This window comes from Aliiroseovarius sp., from assembly GCF_030148435.1.
GTDB lineage: Bacteria > Pseudomonadota > Alphaproteobacteria > Rhodobacterales > Rhodobacteraceae > JASBTN01.
Map to the genome: position 1 here is coordinate 57459 of NZ_JASBTN010000043.1, position 17434 is coordinate 74892.

The following is a 17434-nucleotide window of genomic DNA, read 5'->3' on the forward strand; positions in this document are numbered from 1 at the left end:
GCACATCAGTCGGCGACGCGGCGTTACCAGGGCAAAAAATGCTCGCTATTGCGTGCATTTTCACATACTGATTTCCCGAAGGAGAGCTTCGGATTACCTGAAATTGCGATTCTCCGCCACAGAGCAGACAGGACAGTGACATGACCCTTGCGCCGAACGTCTACGACGCCGAACCCATTCCCGAAGCCGCCCGTGCCGAGATCGACCGCCTTCTGCAATCGGGTGATCTGTTTCGCTACACCGCGCCCGAAGATGCGCCAGTCGCCCTGCTGGAGACCGAGTTCGCCGCGCTGATGGGCGCGAAATACGCCCTTGCCGTGGCCTCCTGTTCCGCCGCGCTGTTTCTGTCGCTGAAGGCGCTGAACCTTCCGCGCGACACCAAGGTGCTGATCCCCGCCTTTACCTTCGCCGCCGTGCCCTCCGCGGTGGTGCATGCGGAGGGCCGGCCGGTGCTGGTCGACGTGAAGGACAACTACCGCGTCGACATGGAGGATTTCGCCGCCAAGCTGACCGGGGACGTGGGCGCGGTGATCATCTCGCACATGCGCGGGCACACGTCGGACATGGACGCGATCATGGCGCTTTGCGACTCAGCCGACATCCCGGTGATCGAGGACGCGGCCCATTCGCTGGGCACGCAGTGGCATGGGCGCAAGATCGGCACGATCGGCAAGATCGGCTGTTTTTCCTTCCAGAGCTACAAGATGCTGAACGCCGGGGAAGGCGGGATCCTGATCACCGATGATGCCGACCTGATCGCCCGCGCCGTGATCATGTCCGGCGCTTACGAGCACAACTGGAAGAAACACAAACCCCCGCACGGCGAGAACAGCAGCGATCTGGCCGAGGCCTTCGCCCGCTGGCAGAACCGGCTTCCGCTGTACAACACCCGCCTGTCGAACCTGTCCGCCGCCGTGATCCGCCCGCAGATCCCCGAACTGCAACGCCGCGTGAGCGATGGGCTGAAGAACCACGACCATGTCGCCGATCTGCTGAACCGGAGCCCATGGATCGACGTGCCCGCGCCGCTGGCCCCGGAAACCCGCGCACCGGATTCGATCCAGTTCAACCTGGTCGGTTTCTCGGATGAGGATACGGTGGCCTTCCAGGATGCCGCAAAGGCACGCGGCGTGTCGGTGCAGGTCTTCGGCATGAGCCAGGACAATGCGCGCGCCTTCTGGAACTGGCAGTTCATCGATGACCAGGGGCCCCTGCCCCAGACCCGCGAAATGCTGATGCGCGCCTGTGACACCCGCCTGCCGGTGCGTCTGCGGAAGCCTGAACTCGACTTCATCGCCGAGGCCCTGGTGGCCGCTGCCGAGGACGTGAAGGGCGCGGGGCTGGCCTATGGCACCTGACCGGCCGTGACATCCAGGAATACCAGCGCCGGCCCCCACAAGGCCGGCGTTTTTTTACAACAGCCGTAGCGCCCCCTTCAGCCATGGCATCCGCGCCAGCGACGGCGCGACGATCAGCTCGGACAGGAGCGGCTTGAGCCGCCCGGCCAGCTCCGCCGGAAGCTCGCCCAGAACCTCGCGCCGCGCGGTCAGGGAGATGCGGCGCGTCAAAGGCGCGATCGGCAGCGGCACCAGATCGACCGCCTCATGAAATCTTTGCGCACGCAGAAAGCCCAGCGGGGTCAGGATCGTCCACCCCGCCCCCGCCGCCACCATCGCCATGATCGCGTGATAGCTGTCCAGCTCGAACCGGTGATCGAGCCGCAGGTTCAGCTGTGCAAGGTGCCCGGCGATCTGCCGCCCCATGTGATGGCGCGAGGTATACTGGATCAGCGGCAGCGCGCGCAGTTCGTCAAGCCCGCCCCCGATCCCCTTCGGCACGGCGGCGACGAAGGGCTCCTCCATCAGCGGATGCACCTCCATCCAGTCGCCCGCCACGCCCAGATCGGCGCAGACGATCACGTCCAGCGCACGGGCTTCAAGCTGGTCGAACAATCGGTGAGACGCGCCGGTTTCCAGCAGGAAACGCGTCGCCGCCAGTTCATCGGCCATTTCGGTCAAAAGCGCCGGGGTGACGTCGGCATCGAAATCCTCGATCACGCCGAGGCGAAAACGGGTCAGCGTGGCCAGATCCTTTGCGGCCAGTTCGGCGCGGGCCTGTTCGGCCTCATCCAGGATTGACTGCGCCCGGCGGCGAAACAGCCCCCCCGCCGCAGTCAGCACCAGGGGCCGGGCGGAGCGGTCCACAAGAACCGCCCCCACGGCCGCTTCCAGATTGGTCAGTTGCTGTGACACGGCCGAGGCACTTGCCCCCAGCCGCCGCGCCGCGGCGGAAATTGACCGTTCGTCGGCCACGGCAACGAAAACCTCGATCCCCCACAGGGTAATGCGACCTGCCGTTTCAACCATCGCCGGATCCCGCTCTCCTGCCCTTCATCTTTCTTCAAATATCCCCGCCGGAGGCAGAACGTTTGCTTGCAAGCGCCGCGACAGTGGTTCACCCGGAACCGCGAAAGCGCGAGATGGAGCGCAGCGACGCCGCGCGCAGCGCGGCCCCTGCCCCGTCAGCCAAGGAGGGCGCGTCAGCGCCTGACGGGTTGGCAGAACCCTCAGCTGAGGCCGGACAGTTTCGCCTGCAACTCGGCCAGCTGTTTCTTGATCTCGTCCAGATCCTCGGCCTTTTCTTCCTCCGAGGAGGCCGACGGCGTGCCACCCTGGGCGCCGGGCCAGCCGCCCATCATCGCCTTCATGAAGGCTTCCTGCTGGGCCTGCATCGCTTCGAAGCCGGGCATTTTCACCATTGGATTGGGCACTCCCATGCCTTCCATCATCTTCGACTGGCCCTCGCGCAGCATCTCGAAACTGGCGGCCAGGAACTGCGGCACGACGCTCTGCGCCTGGTTGGTATAGCTGCGCACGAGGTCGGTCAGCACGTCCACCGGCAAGACGTTCTCGCCACGGCTTTCGTGTTCGGCGATGATCTGCAACAGGTACTGGCGGGTCAGGTCGTCACCGGATTTCAGGTCGATGATCTGCACCTCGCGCCCGTCGCGGATGAAGCCCGCGATATCGTCCAAGGTCACGTAATCCGAGGTCTCGGTGTTATAGAGCCGCCGACTGGCATAGCGCTTGATCAGCAGCGGTTGGTCATCTTTGGTCATTGCGCCCTCCCCAAGGCATGTACGCCCCGTCTGTCGCGGTGCAGCAAAACCTTACGCCGGTGCAGAAAGAGAAAGCAAGCTTCGTGCAGAAATATTCACATACGCTAACGTATGGAAACGGAAATGGGGCGGGCCCTTTCGGGTCCGCCCCAATCCGGGAGGAAGCGATCAAGCCGTCAGGGAGGAGGAGGCTGGCGATCGCTGTCCGGGGTCGGGGCGCAGGGCCCCGCCGCGATTACTTCGCGGTGGCTTTCTTGGCAGCCTTCGACACTTCGTCGGTCGCTTTCTTGACAGCAGCCTGGGCTTCTTCGCCCATGTCCTTGCCGGCGGCCAGCATCAGTTCAACGGTCTCGGCCTGAACTTTCTTGGCAACTTCAGCGAAGGCGGCCATGTTCTCGGCGGCCAGCTCGGCCTGGGCCGAGGCGAAATCGGTCATCGACTTGGTGTAGTCGGCGGCTTCTTCCTTGGCAGCGGCCACGTCACCCATCTTGGCGATGGTTTCCTTGGTCCACTTGGTCGAGATCTCGGCCGATTTGTCAGCGGCTTCCAGGGTCACTTTGGCCAGCTTTTCGCCCAGAGCGGCTTGGCTCTTGAAGGCGTCCTGGACGGCGGACATGTCCACGGGGAACGAGCCCATCATTTCCTGCATCATCTTGGTGTAATCTTGGGTCTTCGACATTGGTTCTCTCCAGTGCGTAGGACCTTTCGGCCCGGTGATGTGTTCTGCAACTGCGAGAAAGATGAATGCTGCAGTGCAGAAAATCAAGCTTTTTCTGCACTGCAGCATGTGAAATTTTTATGGAACCAATAAAATCAACGGCTTGGCTTGACCTTTACATAGGTTCCCGGCGCCGGAGCGAGCGGTTTGGCTCCAGAATCACCCGGAACGCGAGCGGGCACCATCTTGCCCGACCTGCCCGCGAGCCATGCGCCCCAGCGCGGCCACCAGGACCCCTCGTGGAAGGTGGCGCCTTCCTGCCAGTCCTCGGGGCTTTCGGCCCAGTCGGCATTGGTATAATGGCCGTATTTCTTCTTTGCCGGCGGGTTGACGATGCCGGCGATATGGCCGCTTTCGGACAGGATGAAGGTCTTGTCCTTAGACCCCATCTGACGCACCCCGTTGTAGGACGCTTTCCAGGCCGCGATATGATCGGTCTCGCAGGCAATGGCGCAGAGCGGTACGCTGACATCCGACAGCGCCAGGCTTTCCCCCATCAGCGGGAAGTCCCCCTTGGCGAACCGGTCATGCTGGCAAAGCCCGCGCAGATATTCCACCGTCATGCGCCCGGGCAGGTTGGTGCCGTCGCCGTTCCAGTAGAGCAGATCGAAGGCCGGCGGGGTCTGTCCCAGCATATAGCTTTTGATCGCGGGGCCATAGATCAGGTCGTTCGAGCGCAGATACGAGAAGGTGCGCGACATGAAGAACTTGTCGAGGATGCCATTCTGGGTCACTTCGGCCTCGATCCCGTCGACGAAATCGTCATCCAGGAAAACGCCAACTTCGCCCGGGTCCGAGAAATCGGTCATGGTGGTGAAGAACGTGGCCGAGTTCACCGACTTGTCACCGCGTTTCTTCATCAGCGCCAGGGTCAGCGACAGCGTGGTGCCGGCGATGCAATAGCCCACCGCGTTCACCTTCTTCTGCTTGGTGATCTTCTTCACCTCGTCGATCGCGGCCAGATAGCCCTCCTCGACATAGGTATCCATGCCCACATCCGCGTAGGACGGGTCCGGGTTCACCCAGGAGACAACGAAGAGCGTAAAGCCCTGATCGACGATCCATTTGATCAGGCTGTTCTTCGCCTTCAGGTCCATGATGTAGAACTTGTTGATCCAGGGCGGGAAGATGATCAGCGGGGTGGCGTGCACCTCTTCGGTGGTCGGCGTGTACTGGATCAGCTCCAGCATGCGGTTGCGGAACACGACCTCGCCCGGGGTGGTGGCAATGTTCTTGCCGACCTCGAAGGCATCCTCGTCGGCCAGACGCACCAGAAGCTCGCCATCATTGGCCTCCAGGTCACGCACCAGGTTTTCCAGCCCGTCGACCAGGCTCTGCCCTTCGGTTTCGATCGCCTTTTCCAGCGCATCGGGGTTGGTGGCCAGGAAATTGGTCGGCGCCAACATGTCGACAATCTGCTTGCCGAAAAAGTCCAGCCGCTTCTTGTCCTCGTCCTCCAGCCCGTCGATCGCGCCGATCGCCCCCTCGATCGCCTCGGCGCCGAACAGGTACTGCTGTTTCATGAAATTGTAGAACGGGTGGGTTTCCCACAACGGATTGGCAAAGCGCGGGTCTTTCGGGGTCTCGTCCTCGGGCGCCTGGGCCCCGGCCAGGGCATGCTGCGCGTCGACGGCGTGTTTCAGCGTCTTGCCCCACCACTGGATCTGATGTTCCAGCATCTTGCCCGGGTTGTTCATCATCTCGGACATGTAAGCGGTCATCGCCTTCAGGTAGAGCTCCTGCCCTGGCCCCTGGAGGCTCTGGCGAACCCCCTTGCGTTCCGTCATTGCGCGGCTAAGTCGCGTTGACAACTCCTCGATCCGGGCAAGATTGGCGCTCAACTTGTCCGCGTCCACACCCGCGATTTCTCCCGGGATTTTTTGATCAGTTGTCATATTCCAATTTCCGCTCTAGTCTCGCTGCACTTGCAGCATCGTACATTCATGCCTTGCAATTCAAGGCATAACGGAGCAACGAGCCAAAAAGCAAAGGGTAAATTGAATGCGTTACATGGCCACTTACGACCTGATGGAAACCATTCGCAACACGAATCAGTGGCTGGGTGCGACCGCATCGGCAATGGGTTCCTACCCTGCGACATCTCTTTTTCCCGGCCCGTTCTTCCAGATGATGGCCGCCTGGGGCGAAGTGACCGAACGTTCGTTCCACCGCATGATCTGCAAACCCGACTGGGGGATCGACAGCATTCCCGGCACCGACGGGCGCGACCATGTGGTCTCGGTGCGCAAGCTGGTCGAACGCCCCTTTGGCGACCTGATCCATTTCCACGTGAACGACCGCGGCCCGATGGAGCGCCGCGTCTTCCTGGTGGCGCCGATGTCCGGCCATTACGCGACCCTCCTGCGCTCGACCGTGAAAAGCCTGCTGCCCGATTGCGATGTCTACGTGACCGATTGGCACAACGCGCGTGACATTCCGGTGTCCGAGGGCAAGTTCGATGTCGAGGACTATACGCTCTATCTTGTCGATTTCATGAAACACCTCGGCCCCGACATCAACGTGCTCGCCGTGTGCCAGCCGGCACCGCTGACCCTGGCCGCAACCGCCTACCTGGCCGAGATCGACCCCGAGGCCCAGCCCCAGACCCTGACCCTGATCGGCGGGCCGATCAACCCGGATGCCGCGGCCACCGACGTGACCGATTTCGGCGCCCGCGTCACCATGGGCCAGCTCGAAGAGATGGCAATCCAGCGGGTGGGCTTCAAATACAAGGGCGCGGGGCGCATGGTCTATCCGGGCCTGTTGCAGCTGGCGGGCTTCATGTCGATGAACGCCGAAAACCACTCCAAGGCCTTTGCCGACCAGATGATGCGCGTCGCCAAGGGCGAAGCCTCGGATCACGACAAGCACAACAAATTCTATGATGAATACCTGGCCGTGATGGACATGACCGCGGAATTCTACCTGTCGACGGTCGAACGCGTGTTCAAGAACCTCGAGATCGCCAGGAACGAATTCGTCGTGAACGGCCACAAGATCGACATCGGCAAGATCACCGATGTGGCCGTGAAGACGGTCGAGGGCGAGGCCGATGACATTACCGCGCCGGGCCAATGCGTCGCCGCGCTGGAGCTCTGCACCGGCCTGCCCGAGGACAAGAAGGCCAGCCACCGCGAACCCGGCGCCGGCCATTACGGCATCTTCGCCGGCAAGTCCTGGCGCCGCAACATCCGCCCGCTGGTGCTGGAGTTCATCGACGCCAACAAGGGGCGCCACGCCGCCCAGGCCGCGAAGAAGAAGAAAGCCCGGCTGAAGGCGGTTTGAACCGGCTCTGATCGCAAGGAAAAGGCGCCCCATTGGAGCGCCTTTTTTCGTTTGCCGCGCCGGTCACGCAACTTGCCATGCCGGTTGCCCTCATCGGGGCCGCAACGGAACCGGCATCCCCGTTTCAGAGCCGTGTCATCAGCCGCGCCGCAGCACGGTCTCGACGCTCTGTTCGATCAGCTTCAGGCAAGTCTCGTCACTGAACCGGTGATCGGCATCCTTTACCAGGGTCAGGCGCATGTCCGGTCCCTCGGCATGCTCCAGCAGACGGATCGCCTGCGAGGTCGGCACGGCGGTGTCCTCGGTCCCTTGCAGGAAACGCACCGGGAAATTCAGCACCAGGGGCGCGCGCAGCACCAGCCGGTCGCGCCCGTCCTCGATCAGGCGTTTGGTGATGATGTAATCCTCGTCATAGTCCGAGGGGATCGTGACATAGCCATCCCGCTCCAACGCCCCTTTCTGGTCCTCGGTAAAGCCCTGCCAATAGCCATCCTCGGTAAAATCCGGCGCCGCCGCGATGGTGACAAGCCCCGCCATGCGCGCGGGCCGTGCCCGCGACAGAAGCAGCGCCTGCCAGCCGCCCATCGAGCTGCCCACAGCCAGGATCGGACCTTCGATCACCCTGTCGACGAGTTCCAGCGTGTCCTCGTGCCAGTCGCCGATCGAGCCATCCGCGAACTCGCCCGAGCTGATCCCGTGGCCGGAATAGTCGAACCGGACGAACGCCCGTCCCTGCGCCCTGGCCCAGGCTTCCAGAGCAACCGCCTTGGTCCCCTCCATGTCCGATTTCAGCCCGGACAGGAACAGGATTGTCGGCCCCTGCCCTTCGGTCTTGTGATAGGCAATGCGCCGGCCCTGGGCCGTGTCCAGATACTGTGTCGACATGGTGATCCTTTCCTTTGGCGCGACCTTAGCGGGGGCAATCGTCGCCGGAAAGGGGCAGCTCACGGCACGATCGAGGTTTCGTTCTTGTAACACCTGAGCGAAAACACGGACCGTGACTGGCGCACCCCGGCCACGCGATAGAGCCGGTCCTTCAGAAACGCCTCGTACCCACGTGTGCCCGACACCACGACCTTGGCGAAAATGTCGAAATTCCCCGTGGTCATGCGCACCTCCAGCACCTCGGGAAAGGTCGCCAGTTTCTCGCAGACCTTTTCTACCTCGAACCCCTCGTTGCGCTCCATCGCGATCTCCAGCAGCACCGTTTCCGGCACCCCGATCGCCTCGTGATCCAGCCGGGCGGTATAGCCGCGGATGACGCCGCTTTCTTCAAGCTTGCGCACCCGTTGCCAGCATTGGCTGGGCGACAGGCCCACCCGTTCGGCCAGTTGGGTGTTGGTTTGCCGCCCATCCTTCTGCAGCTCGCGCAGAATGCGGCGGTCAGTGTCGCTCAGATTTGGCGCGGGGTCCGGCATGGCAAATGATCCTTTTGCTTTTGTCAGCATACCCAAATTTTCATTTCGATTTCCAGCGAAAGTAGCAAAAGTTCAAAAGAAAATTTTCTTTTCACCTGTTAAAATGAAGGAAGCAATCGCGAAGAGGAGGCACGAGATGGCTATCGGCAAGGGGCGCGTAATCACCTGGTTCGAAGGCGACTGGCACGAGGGCAACATCCCCGTGATCAGGGCCGCCGACCATGTTGCCTGGTTGGGCAGCCAGGTGTTTGACGGGGCGCGCAAATTCCAGGGGGTCATGCCCGATCTGGACCTGCATTGCGCCCGGCTGATCCGCTCCGCCCAGGCGCTGGACATGGAGCCGGTCACGACCGGGCCCGAGATCGAGGCGATCGTGCGCGAAGGGGTCAGCCGTTTCCCCTCAGACGCCACGCTCTATATTCGCCCGATGATGTGGAGCTGCGATTCAGGCCCCGGCCTGATCGAGCCGAACCCGTTTTCCACCGCCTTCTCGGTCTGTATCGAGGAACTGGCGATGCCGTCGATCGAAGGTTTCTCGCTCACCGTCGCCCCCTACACAAGGCCGCGTCAGGACATGGCGCTGACCGAGGCGAAAGCCGGGTCGCTCTATGCCAACAACGCGCGCATCATGTCCTATGCACGGGCGCGCGGCTTCTCGAACGCCCTGTCGCTGGACATTGACGGCAACGTTGCCGAAACCGCCTCGACCAATGTTTTCCTGGCTCGCGACGGGGCGGTCCTTACCCCGGTGCCGACTGGCTGCTTCCTCAATGGTCTGACCCGCCAGCGTGTGATCGGCCTTTTGCGCGAGGATGGGGTGGAGGTGGTGGAAGCCTCCCTGACCGCAGACGACTTCCGCCAGGCCGACGAGATCTTCGCCACCGGGAATATTGCCAAGGTCATGCCGGTGTCGAAACTGGAAGACCGCGAGCTTGGCATCGGCCCGCTGAGCCTCCGGGCGCGCGAGCTCTATTGGGACTTTGCCCTGTCGGCCGCGCAGGCCAGCGCCGCCTGATCCTTGCCCCGTGACAATTCCGCCCCGCCCGCGAATGTTCCGCGCGCGGGGCAACACTCTCCTTGACTATGGCGGCCTGTGCGCGCAAAACGCGCCCACACACATACCCGCAACCGGGCGTTGCGAGAACAGGCTTTTCCCAAACCTCTCTTGAAACATAGTTTTCAATCAAAACAACAATGACTTGCGTCAATTCAAACAACGCTCTTCCTGACCAGCTCTGATCAGCCCTGACCAGCATAATAAGGCCACCCAACAGTGACCATTCAGTGACGCATCTAGAAATCAACAGATTGAGGGACTATATCAGGGTGCCGGGGTGGCGCGCCAACGCCAGCCCCGGCTGACACGACCACAACTGCTTAGGGATATGGCCATGCCATCTGACACATCCGATTTCCAACGCCGCATTGCAAGCCTCGTTGCAATAGAACAAGGTGCTGGCGCCGAACCTCGCGCCCTGACCGCTGCGCTAATGCAGGCAGCGCTCGACACCGGCATCCGCAAGGAACTGCGCTCGACCGTGGCTCACGCGTTGGAACAAGCAACCGGGGAAGCAGCCAAGGAGCTAACTGATCTTGCCTGCCGCCGCCTGAAGCCGGGAAACCGGCTGACCGACCCGCAATTCGCCGGGTTGGCATTAGTCGCCTCCAAGCGCGGCAAGAGGTGGATCTACCGCTCACAGGCCAGCGGCAAGCAGAGGCAGGTCACGCTAGGCCACTATCCGGCCATGACTCTCGCAGGGGCCCGCGAGAAGTGGGCGACCGTTCGTTCAGAGGGCCTCGACAGTAAAGTTGCTGACATGCGCTCCCAAATGACGCTGGAGGCATTGGCCGATGCCTACGCTGACGCCCAGAAGGCGAAAGGGCTGAAGTCTTGGCAACGTACGCGGCGCATCCTTGAGAAGAACTTGCTTGATCGTCACGCTACCATGACACTGGGCGATGTGTCTCGGGAGGTGCTTGAGGATTGTTACACCCACCTGATCGATGGCCAACCCGGTGCTGCGCACAACATCCGCATGGCCATCAGTGGCATGTTCACTTGGGCTTACGAAACGCGCCGGTTGCCCACTGGATTGACCATCGGAACTCTGCGCAAAACACCCAAGTCAAACATTAAGGAATACGTCCCACCGACCGCCCAACTTCGGGTGATGCTGCGTGGTCTCGATGGCTTACGTCGGGTCGATGCGGACATTCTCCGCTTCCAGTGCCTGACCGGTACGCGAATGAGCGAGGCTCTTGGTGCTGATTGGTCCGAAATCGACCTGAATGAACGGCGTTGGACAATTCCGGCGAACCGCATGAAGGCAAAACGACCTCATATCGTGATGTTGTCCCGGCAAGCTATGGAACTGCTAGAGCGCCGCGAAGGGCGAGAAGGCCGCGTGTTCGAAAAGCGCGACCGCAAGACGGTTTCGATGAACTGGGCAGCGCGTCGAGACGAATTAGGCCTACCGACGGACTTCACCAGCCATGTGCTACGCAAAGCTCTGCTGACTTGGGTCGCGGATAATGGAGGCGGGCGTGACATTCGAGACCGCCTGTCTGCTCATTCTCAAGGCAAGAGCGCTGATGCCCACTATCAACTCTCCGAATTGAACTCGCCCGCCGCCGAATGGTGGCAGCGTTGGGCCGACCATCTCGACGCAGTCGAGGCTGGTGGGAATATCGTAATGATCAACGAGGCTCGAGCATGACCAAATCAAGTGACCTTAAAAAGTTAGCAGAAGATCTCCAGCGTTCTCTGGACACCCACAGAGCCGAAAAGTGGCAACCTAAGGTCTTGGGCATGACTGAGGATGGCGAGAAATTGGTCTCGACGCTGGACTGGCTACGCCTGCGAAACGAAAACATCGAAGGCTGGGATGGTGGCGAAGCTGTGGCCATAGCCCACGAGACCTACCGGGCAGTACAGGTCTTCGCGGACGAGCAGCGGAGGGGTTTGATTGAGCATGTAGAAAGTCAGAAGGCCAGCGGCAAGTCCACAGCTGAGAGGATCGTGGAGTATGTCCGAGCAAATCCACGCGGAGTAAAGCCGAAGACCCTCTATGTCGAAGACGTTGCCGGGGCATGTGGCGTGTCGCCACGAACCGTTTACAATGCGCTGAAGGCGGCGGGCATGACAACTTGAGCCACCCTAAAAGAACGGCACCACCGCTACGTTTAATAAGCGGTGGCTCCAGGTGCTACGAAGGAACTATCAGGAAACTGCTTAGGATCGAAAACCGCTATAGTCACTAAGGGCGGAACGCGGTCATTCAGCTTCCTATGTGGACCTGCCACGCTTTTTTTTGCCGATCCGATAGTTCATTCAAACCACCTTTCTTTCGAAGGCCAAGGGCTTTTCTAGCTGAGGGCTAAATTCCTGCGGTATGGATTATAGAAGCCATTGATGTATTCGAAGACCGCGTCCTCAGCGTCGCCGCGTTTTCGCCAAAACGGTTGCCAAACCAGCGCAGCCATATTCGTTTTGAAGAAGGTCTCAACGGCCGCATTGTCGTAGCAATTACTGGTTCCGCTCATCGACACCTCAAAGTTATCCACAGGCTCGGCACGCCCGAGAGCATAAACACCGATCAGGGCTCGCAGTTCACATCCTTCTCCTGGACCGGTCGGCTGCGTCGATCCGGCATACGCATATCGATAGACGGCATGGGCCGGTTCCTCGACAACATTTTCGTCACACGGTCGCAGTGGTCCTTGAAAAACGAGAGCGTCCACCTGCACGGCTGGGGGAAAGGATCGGAGACAAAGGCCGGTGTTAAAAAAAAAGGACCGAGTTCTACAACTGAAAACGCCTACATTCCGCCCGTGGCGCGCCCTCCCCCGCCGCGGTCCATTGGCTGAGCAAACACGATAACCAACCCGATCTGAGGGAGCAGAGAGGAGCTTGAGTTACGCCGGAAACTGTCCAAACATTTTTTTGGGGGAGAGCTCAACTTGACCGTCCACGAAAGGAAAACGCGCCCCGTAGGACGCGCTTCAATGTGGTGCAATCGAGTGCTTGCTAACGGCTCGACCACGAATTCTGAATGACCGCATACCACCACGGCGCGGCATTTTCGTCAAGATGCAATTTCTGATTGATTGCCCCCCGCAATCAGGGGAAGCTCCGCGCATTACGACGGAGGATTTCATGCGGCTTGGCTTGGATATCGGGACAAATTCTATCGGCTGGTGGCTCTATGCCACGGATGGAGAAAGGATCACCGATGTGATCGATGGCGGTGTGCGTATCTTCTCGGATGGGCGCGACCCGAAATCCGGCGCCTCGCTGGCAGTGGATCGTCGGATCGCCCGCGGCATGCGCCGCCGGCGCGACCGATACTTGCGCCGCCGCGCGGCCTTGATGCGCAAGCTGGCCGAGGCGGGGTTGATGCCCTCCGACCCGACAAAGGCGAAACAGCTCGAACTGCTCGACCCCTATGAGTTGCGCGCGCGGGGTTTGGATGAGGCCCTGCCCTTGACCCACCTGGGCCGCGCCCTGTTCCACCTGAACCAGCGCCGCGGCTTCAAGTCGAACCGCAAGACCGATCGCGGCGACAATGAAAGCGGCAAGATCAAGGACGCCACCAAGCGGCTGGACGAGGACATGGCGATTGCCCGCGCCCGCACCTATGGCGAGTTCCTAAACAAGCGCCGCGCCCGCGCGACAGACCCCCGCGCCATGCCCTCGGTCCGCACCCGCCTGACCGTGGCCCGGCGCGACAATGCGGAAAAGGAAGAGGCGGGGTATGACCACTACCCGGATCGTCGCCACCTGGACGAGGAATTCCAGGCGCTCTGGGCCGCTCAGGCCGCCCACCATCCCGAGCTGACCGACACCCTGCGAGAGGAGGTGCACGAGATCATCTTCTACCAGCGCCCCCTGAAGGCGCCGAAGGTGGGCAAGTGCCTGTTCACCGGGGAAGATCGCTTGCCCAAGGCGCACCCGCTGACGCAACGCCGGGTCCTCTATGAGACTGTGAACAACCTGCGCATCACCGCCGACGGGCGCGCCAAGCGGCCCCTGTCGCTCGAGGAACGCGACAAGGTCATCCACGCGCTGGACAACAAGAAACCGGCTAAGACGCTGAAATCCATGGCGTTGAAGCTGCCCGCCCTGGCCAAGGTTCTGAAACTGCCCGACGGGCAGCGCTTCACGTTGGAGACTGGCGTGCGCGACGCCATCGCCTGCGACCCGGTGCGCGCCTCACTGTCGCACCCGGACCGCTTCGGCCCGCACTGGTCCACGCTGGACATGGACGCACAATGGAACGTGATCGACCGAATCCGCGCAGTCGAAAGCGAAGCGCAGCATGACGCCCTGGCGGCCTGGCTTAAGGGCACTCACGGGCTGGACCAAACCCACGCCCAGGCCACCGCCCACGCCCCCTTGCCCGAGGGCTACGGCGGCATCGGCGAAGACGCCACACGACGCATCCTGGCGGCGCTGACATCCGACGTGCTGACGTACAATCAGGCCGTTGCGGCCTGCGGCTGGCACCATTCCAACCAGCGCACGGGTGAAGTGCTGGAGCAGCTGCCCTATTATGGCGAAGTGCTGGACCGCCACGTGATCCCCGGCACCGGCAACGTGGATGACGACGAAATCACCCGCTTTGGCCGCATCACCAACCCGACCGTGCATGTCGGGCTGAACCAGCTCAGGCGCCTGGTGAACCTGATCGTCACCGTCTATGGAAAGCCCGACCAGATCGTAGTGGAACTGGCGCGGGATCTGAAACAGTCAGACCAGCAGAAGAAGGAGGTGCAGAAGCGCCTTCGCGACAATACTGCCGATGCGATCCGCCGCTCAGAACAGTTGATCGAGCTGGGGCTCGAAGACACCGGTCGCAACCGCATGATGCTGCGCCATTACGAAGCGCTGGGCCCGGCGGTAGGGCCCCGCAAATGCCCCTATAGCGGCAAGGTGATCAGCGTCGAGAGGGTCTTTACCGATTGCGACGTGGACCACATCCTGCCCTATTCACGCACCCTGGACGACAGTTTCGCCAACAAGACGCTCTGCCTGCGCGAGGCCAACCGCGAGAAGGGCAACAAGACCCCGTGGGAGGCCTGGGGCGAGACCGATCGCTGGCCGGAGATCCAAGCCAACCTCAAGGCGCTGGCCGACAATCAGCGCTGGCGTTTCGCCCCCGACGCGATGGAGCGGTTCGAGGGCGAAAACAGCTTCCTCGACCGCGCCCTGGTGGACACGCAATACCTGTCGCGCGTCGCGCGGGCCTATCTGGATACGCTCTATACCGAAGGTGGGCATGTCTGGGTCGTACCCGGGCGGCTCACGGAAATGTTGCGCCGCCATTGGGGGCTAAACGGGTTGTTGACCGAAGGCAAGTCGGCAGTAAAGGCCAAGAACCGCACCGACCACCGGCACCACGCGATCGACGCCGCCGTGATCGCCGCCACCGACCGCAGCCTGGTGCAGCGCATCGCCAAGGCCGCCGGGCAGGACGAGGCCGAGGCGCGCGAGGTGGCGCGTACCACTGACCACCCCTGGGAAGGCTTTCGCACCGACATCGAGACCCAGCTGAACAAGATCATTGTCAGCCACCGCGCCGATCATGGCCGCATTGACCCCGTCGCCCGTGCAAAGGGGCGCGACAGCACCACCGGGCAGCTACACAATGACACCGCCTATGGCATCGTCGACGACCAATCCGTGGTCAGCCGCACCCCGCTTCTGTCGCTGAAACCGGCCGACATCGCAGAGACCAGCAAGGGTAAGAATATCCGCGACCCGGACCTGCAAAAGGCGCTGGCCGTGGCGACCAAAGACAAGGAGGGCAAAGCCTTCGAACAGGCCCTGCGAGAGTTTGCCGCTAAGACCGGCCCCTATCAGGGCATTCGCCATGTGCGCCTGATCGAGACCCTGCAAAGCTCGGCCCGGGTCGAGATCGCAGACTCGCAGGGCAAGCCATACAAGGCTTACAAGGGCGACAGCAATTACTGCTATGAGCTGTGGCGCCTGCCCGATGGCAAGGTGAAAAGCCAGGTGGTCACCACCTATGACGCCCACCGCGGTGCTGAACCTCGCCCTCATCCCGCCGCGAAACGCCTGCTGCGCCTGTTCAAGCGCGACATGGTAGCGATCGAGCGCGATGGCGCCCAGCTGATCTGCTACGTACAGAAGTTCGACCCAGCCAATGGTATCTTTCTTGCGCTGCACACCGAGGCGAACGCCGACGCCCGAAACCGCGACAAGACCGATCCGTTCCGCATGATCCAAATGGGCACAGGACCAGCGATCAAGGCCGGTATTCGCCGTGTCCGAGTCGACGAAATGGGCCGGTTGCGCGATCCCGGCCCGCCGCGTTGATGGAGCTATGATTTTCTGTTATCCTTCAATGGATTACAGATTCGCATTCGCATCAGGGGTCCCGCAATGGACCAGATCATAGATATTACCGCCGACGGGCGCCACCTGTCGCGCGACCGCGGCTTTCTGAAAGTTTCCGAACAGGGCGACGAGGTCGGGCGCGTGCCGCTCGACCAGATCACGGGCGTCATCGTGCACGCCTATGGCACCACCTGGAGCACCTCTCTGATGACCGCGCTCGCCGATCAGGGCAGCCCGGTTGTGCTCTGCGCCGCCAACCACACGCCGCGCGCCGTGTTGATGCCAATCGAGGGCCACCACGCCCAGGGCGCCCGGCTACGCGCCCAGTGGGAGGCCAAGGCCAGCCTGCTGAAACAGGCCTGGAAACAGGTGGTGGTGACCAAGATCCACATGCAGGCGGCTGCGCTGGACGCCCATGGCCAGCCGCCCGCGCCCCTGCGCATGATGGCACGCAAGGTGACCTCCGGAGATAGCACCAATCTAGAAGCCCAGGCCGCGCGCCACTACTGGCCCCGCCTGATGGGCGACACCTTTCGCCGCGACACCGACGCGCTCGGCGCCAATGCCCTTCTTAACTATGGCTATACCGTACTGCGCGCTGCTACCGCCCGTGCCGTGGTCGCCGCCGGGCTACACCCGACCATCGGGCTTTTCCACGCGCACCGCGGCAATGCTTTCGCCTTGGCCGACGACCTGATGGAGCCCTTCCGCCCGCTGGTCGACTGCACTGTGCTGGGACTCATACGCACCAACGGCCCCGAGGTCGACACACCCGCCAAACAGGCGCTGGCCCGGCTGCTCGCCACCGACCTGCCGCTGGGCGACGGCGTGACGCCGGTCTCAGTAGCTCTTACGAAACTTGCCACCTCGCTGGGGCAGAGCTTTGAGGCCGGCAAACTGTCTCTGGCCCTGCCCGCGCCCCCCGATCCCCTCTCCCTCGCGGGGTTGGGCACATGACCGCCCCCGCCGCCATTCTGTCCGGATATCGCATCATGTGGATCCTCGTCATGTTCGACCTTCCCACCGACACCAAACCGCAACGCAAGGCGGCAACCGGGTTTCGCAATTTCCTGCTGGATGAAGGTTTCGAGCGCAGCCAATTTTCCGTCTACGCCCGGTTCGTAAATGGCAAAGAGGCCTTCCGGACGCGGGTTAACCGAATCGAGCGGCACCTGCCTGCCGAGGGGGATATCCAGATTCTGAATTTCACCGATCGACAGTATCGTGATATCGTACACTTCTCGGATCAGGGCCGCAGAGCCCCCCGCAAGAACCCGGAACAATTGGTGCTATTTTGACCCGATTCGCTCAGTCTCTTCCAGACCGGAATCCCTCAATCCCCTTGATTCTCAAGGGCTTGAGAGACGATCTAGTGTAGCCATTCAGAATTCGAGGTCCAGCCGCAGCTGGTGCCCGTAAAGGGCACCACTGCCTCCAGTGTAGCCATTCAGAATTCGAGGTCCAGCCGCAGCTCAGACGGTCAACGCAACCGCGAAAGTCGCAGTGTAGCCATTCAGAATTCGAGGTCCAGCCGC

Annotated in this window: 14 protein-coding genes and 1 pseudogene; 8 read left to right on the plus strand and 7 right to left on the minus strand. The window is 61.9% G+C overall.

What is annotated here, in order from left to right; all coding sequences use genetic code 11:
- The first annotated feature begins 140 nt into the window (after positions 1–140).
- A complete protein-coding gene (locus tag Q1V43_RS08085; RefSeq protein ID WP_300516302.1) occupies positions 141–1358 on the plus strand; it encodes an aminotransferase class I/II-fold pyridoxal phosphate-dependent enzyme in 1218 nt (405 codons plus the stop codon).
- A 54-nt stretch (positions 1359–1412) separates the two neighbouring features.
- Here the strand turns inward: Q1V43_RS08085 and Q1V43_RS08090 are convergent, their stop codons facing one another.
- The 4 genes from Q1V43_RS08090 to phaC all read right to left on the minus strand — a co-directional run bounded on the left by Q1V43_RS08090 (position 1413) and on the right by phaC (position 5731).
- Positions 1413–2366, minus strand: coding sequence for a LysR family transcriptional regulator (locus tag Q1V43_RS08090; protein ID WP_300516305.1), 954 nt, complete (start codon positions 2364–2366; stop codon positions 1413–1415).
- A gap of 200 nt (positions 2367–2566) precedes the next feature.
- Complete coding sequence (phaR, locus tag Q1V43_RS08095; protein WP_300516308.1) at positions 2567–3118, minus strand: polyhydroxyalkanoate synthesis repressor PhaR; 552 nt, start codon at positions 3116–3118, stop codon at positions 2567–2569.
- A gap of 235 nt (positions 3119–3353) precedes the next feature.
- Positions 3354–3797: a Phasin gene (locus tag Q1V43_RS08100; RefSeq protein WP_300516311.1), complete on the minus strand. Its 444-nt coding sequence runs from the start codon at positions 3795–3797 to the stop codon at positions 3354–3356.
- A 134-nt stretch (positions 3798–3931) separates the two neighbouring features.
- Positions 3932–5731 carry a class I poly(R)-hydroxyalkanoic acid synthase gene (phaC, locus tag Q1V43_RS08105; protein ID WP_300516314.1) on the minus strand — a complete coding sequence of 600 codons (1800 nt, stop codon included), beginning with the start codon at positions 5729–5731 and terminating at the stop codon, positions 3932–3934.
- Positions 5732–5837: 106 nt separating this feature from the next.
- Here phaC and phaZ point away from each other — a divergent pair, with 106 nt between their 5' ends.
- Entirely contained in the window at positions 5838–7121 is a 1284-nt protein-coding gene (gene phaZ, locus Q1V43_RS08110) for a polyhydroxyalkanoate depolymerase (protein ID WP_300516317.1), read from the plus strand.
- A gap of 138 nt (positions 7122–7259) precedes the next feature.
- Here phaZ and Q1V43_RS08115 read toward each other — a convergent pair whose 3' ends face one another.
- Entirely contained in the window at positions 7260–8006 is a 747-nt protein-coding gene (locus tag Q1V43_RS08115) for an alpha/beta hydrolase (RefSeq protein ID WP_300516319.1), read from the minus strand.
- 59 nt (positions 8007–8065) lie between these two features.
- Positions 8066–8539 (minus strand): Lrp/AsnC family transcriptional regulator, encoded by a 474-nt coding sequence (locus Q1V43_RS08120; RefSeq protein ID WP_300516321.1) that lies wholly within the window; start codon positions 8537–8539, stop codon positions 8066–8068.
- A gap of 136 nt (positions 8540–8675) precedes the next feature.
- Between Q1V43_RS08120 and Q1V43_RS08125 the strand changes: the two genes are divergently transcribed.
- The 3 genes from Q1V43_RS08125 (at position 8676) to Q1V43_RS08135 (ending at position 11690) form a co-directional block, all read left to right on the plus strand.
- Complete coding sequence (locus Q1V43_RS08125; RefSeq protein ID WP_300516323.1) at positions 8676–9554, plus strand: branched-chain amino acid aminotransferase; 879 nt, start codon at positions 8676–8678, stop codon at positions 9552–9554.
- 376 nt (positions 9555–9930) lie between these two features.
- Positions 9931–11256: a site-specific integrase gene (locus Q1V43_RS08130; RefSeq protein ID WP_300516325.1), complete on the plus strand. Its 1326-nt coding sequence runs from the start codon at positions 9931–9933 to the stop codon at positions 11254–11256.
- Complete coding sequence (locus tag Q1V43_RS08135) at positions 11253–11690, plus strand: hypothetical protein (RefSeq protein ID WP_300516327.1); 438 nt, start codon at positions 11253–11255, stop codon at positions 11688–11690. The genes Q1V43_RS08130 and Q1V43_RS08135 overlap by 4 nt, the downstream gene beginning before the upstream one ends.
- A gap of 180 nt (positions 11691–11870) precedes the next feature.
- Here the strand turns inward: Q1V43_RS08135 and Q1V43_RS08140 are convergent.
- Positions 11871–12094, minus strand: a pseudogene (locus Q1V43_RS08140) (IS3 family transposase); the annotation flags it as partial.
- A gap of 601 nt (positions 12095–12695) precedes the next feature.
- On the opposite strand from Q1V43_RS08140, the gene cas9 reads away from it, so the two are divergent.
- The 3 genes from cas9 to cas2 all read left to right on the plus strand — a co-directional run bounded on the left by cas9 (position 12696) and on the right by cas2 (position 17197).
- Positions 12696–15878, plus strand: a complete 3183-nt coding sequence (cas9, locus tag Q1V43_RS08145) for a type II CRISPR RNA-guided endonuclease Cas9 (protein WP_300516329.1) — start codon at positions 12696–12698, stop codon at positions 15876–15878.
- Positions 15879–15944: 66 nt separating this feature from the next.
- Positions 15945–16856: a type II CRISPR-associated endonuclease Cas1 gene (cas1, locus tag Q1V43_RS08150; RefSeq protein ID WP_300516332.1), complete on the plus strand. Its 912-nt coding sequence runs from the start codon at positions 15945–15947 to the stop codon at positions 16854–16856.
- The gene (gene cas2, locus Q1V43_RS08155; protein ID WP_300516335.1) at positions 16853–17197 is read left to right on the plus strand and encodes a CRISPR-associated endonuclease Cas2; all 345 of its coding nucleotides are present in this window, start codon (positions 16853–16855) and stop codon (positions 17195–17197) included. Before cas1 ends, cas2 begins: the two co-directional genes overlap by 4 nt.
- The last annotated feature ends 237 nt before the right edge of the window (positions 17198–17434 follow it).

Bases quoted from the DNA above. Each gene is read 5' to 3' on its own strand.
- cas2 (WP_300516335.1), top strand. From the start codon at position 16,853: ATGACCGCCCCCGCCGCCATTCTGTCCGGATATCGCATCATGTGGATC.
- phaR (WP_300516308.1), bottom strand. From the start codon at position 3,118: ATGACCAAAGATGACCAACCGCTGCTGATCAAGCGCTATGCCAGTCGG.
- Q1V43_RS08135 (WP_300516327.1), top strand. From the start codon at position 11,253: ATGACCAAATCAAGTGACCTTAAAAAGTTAGCAGAAGATCTCCAGCGT.
- Q1V43_RS08130 (WP_300516325.1), top strand. From the start codon at position 9,931: ATGCCATCTGACACATCCGATTTCCAACGCCGCATTGCAAGCCTCGTT.
- Q1V43_RS08120 (WP_300516321.1), bottom strand. From the start codon at position 8,539: ATGCCGGACCCCGCGCCAAATCTGAGCGACACTGACCGCCGCATTCTG.
- Q1V43_RS08090 (WP_300516305.1), bottom strand. From the start codon at position 2,366: ATGGTTGAAACGGCAGGTCGCATTACCCTGTGGGGGATCGAGGTTTTC.
- Q1V43_RS08085 (WP_300516302.1), top strand. From the start codon at position 141: ATGACCCTTGCGCCGAACGTCTACGACGCCGAACCCATTCCCGAAGCC.
- cas1 (WP_300516332.1), top strand. From the start codon at position 15,945: ATGGACCAGATCATAGATATTACCGCCGACGGGCGCCACCTGTCGCGC.
- phaZ (WP_300516317.1), top strand. From the start codon at position 5,838: ATGCGTTACATGGCCACTTACGACCTGATGGAAACCATTCGCAACACG.
- Q1V43_RS08125 (WP_300516323.1), top strand. From the start codon at position 8,676: ATGGCTATCGGCAAGGGGCGCGTAATCACCTGGTTCGAAGGCGACTGG.
- phaC (WP_300516314.1), bottom strand. From the start codon at position 5,731: ATGACAACTGATCAAAAAATCCCGGGAGAAATCGCGGGTGTGGACGCG.
- Q1V43_RS08115 (WP_300516319.1), bottom strand. From the start codon at position 8,006: ATGTCGACACAGTATCTGGACACGGCCCAGGGCCGGCGCATTGCCTAT.
- Q1V43_RS08100 (WP_300516311.1), bottom strand. From the start codon at position 3,797: ATGTCGAAGACCCAAGATTACACCAAGATGATGCAGGAAATGATGGGC.
- cas9 (WP_300516329.1), top strand. From the start codon at position 12,696: ATGCGGCTTGGCTTGGATATCGGGACAAATTCTATCGGCTGGTGGCTC.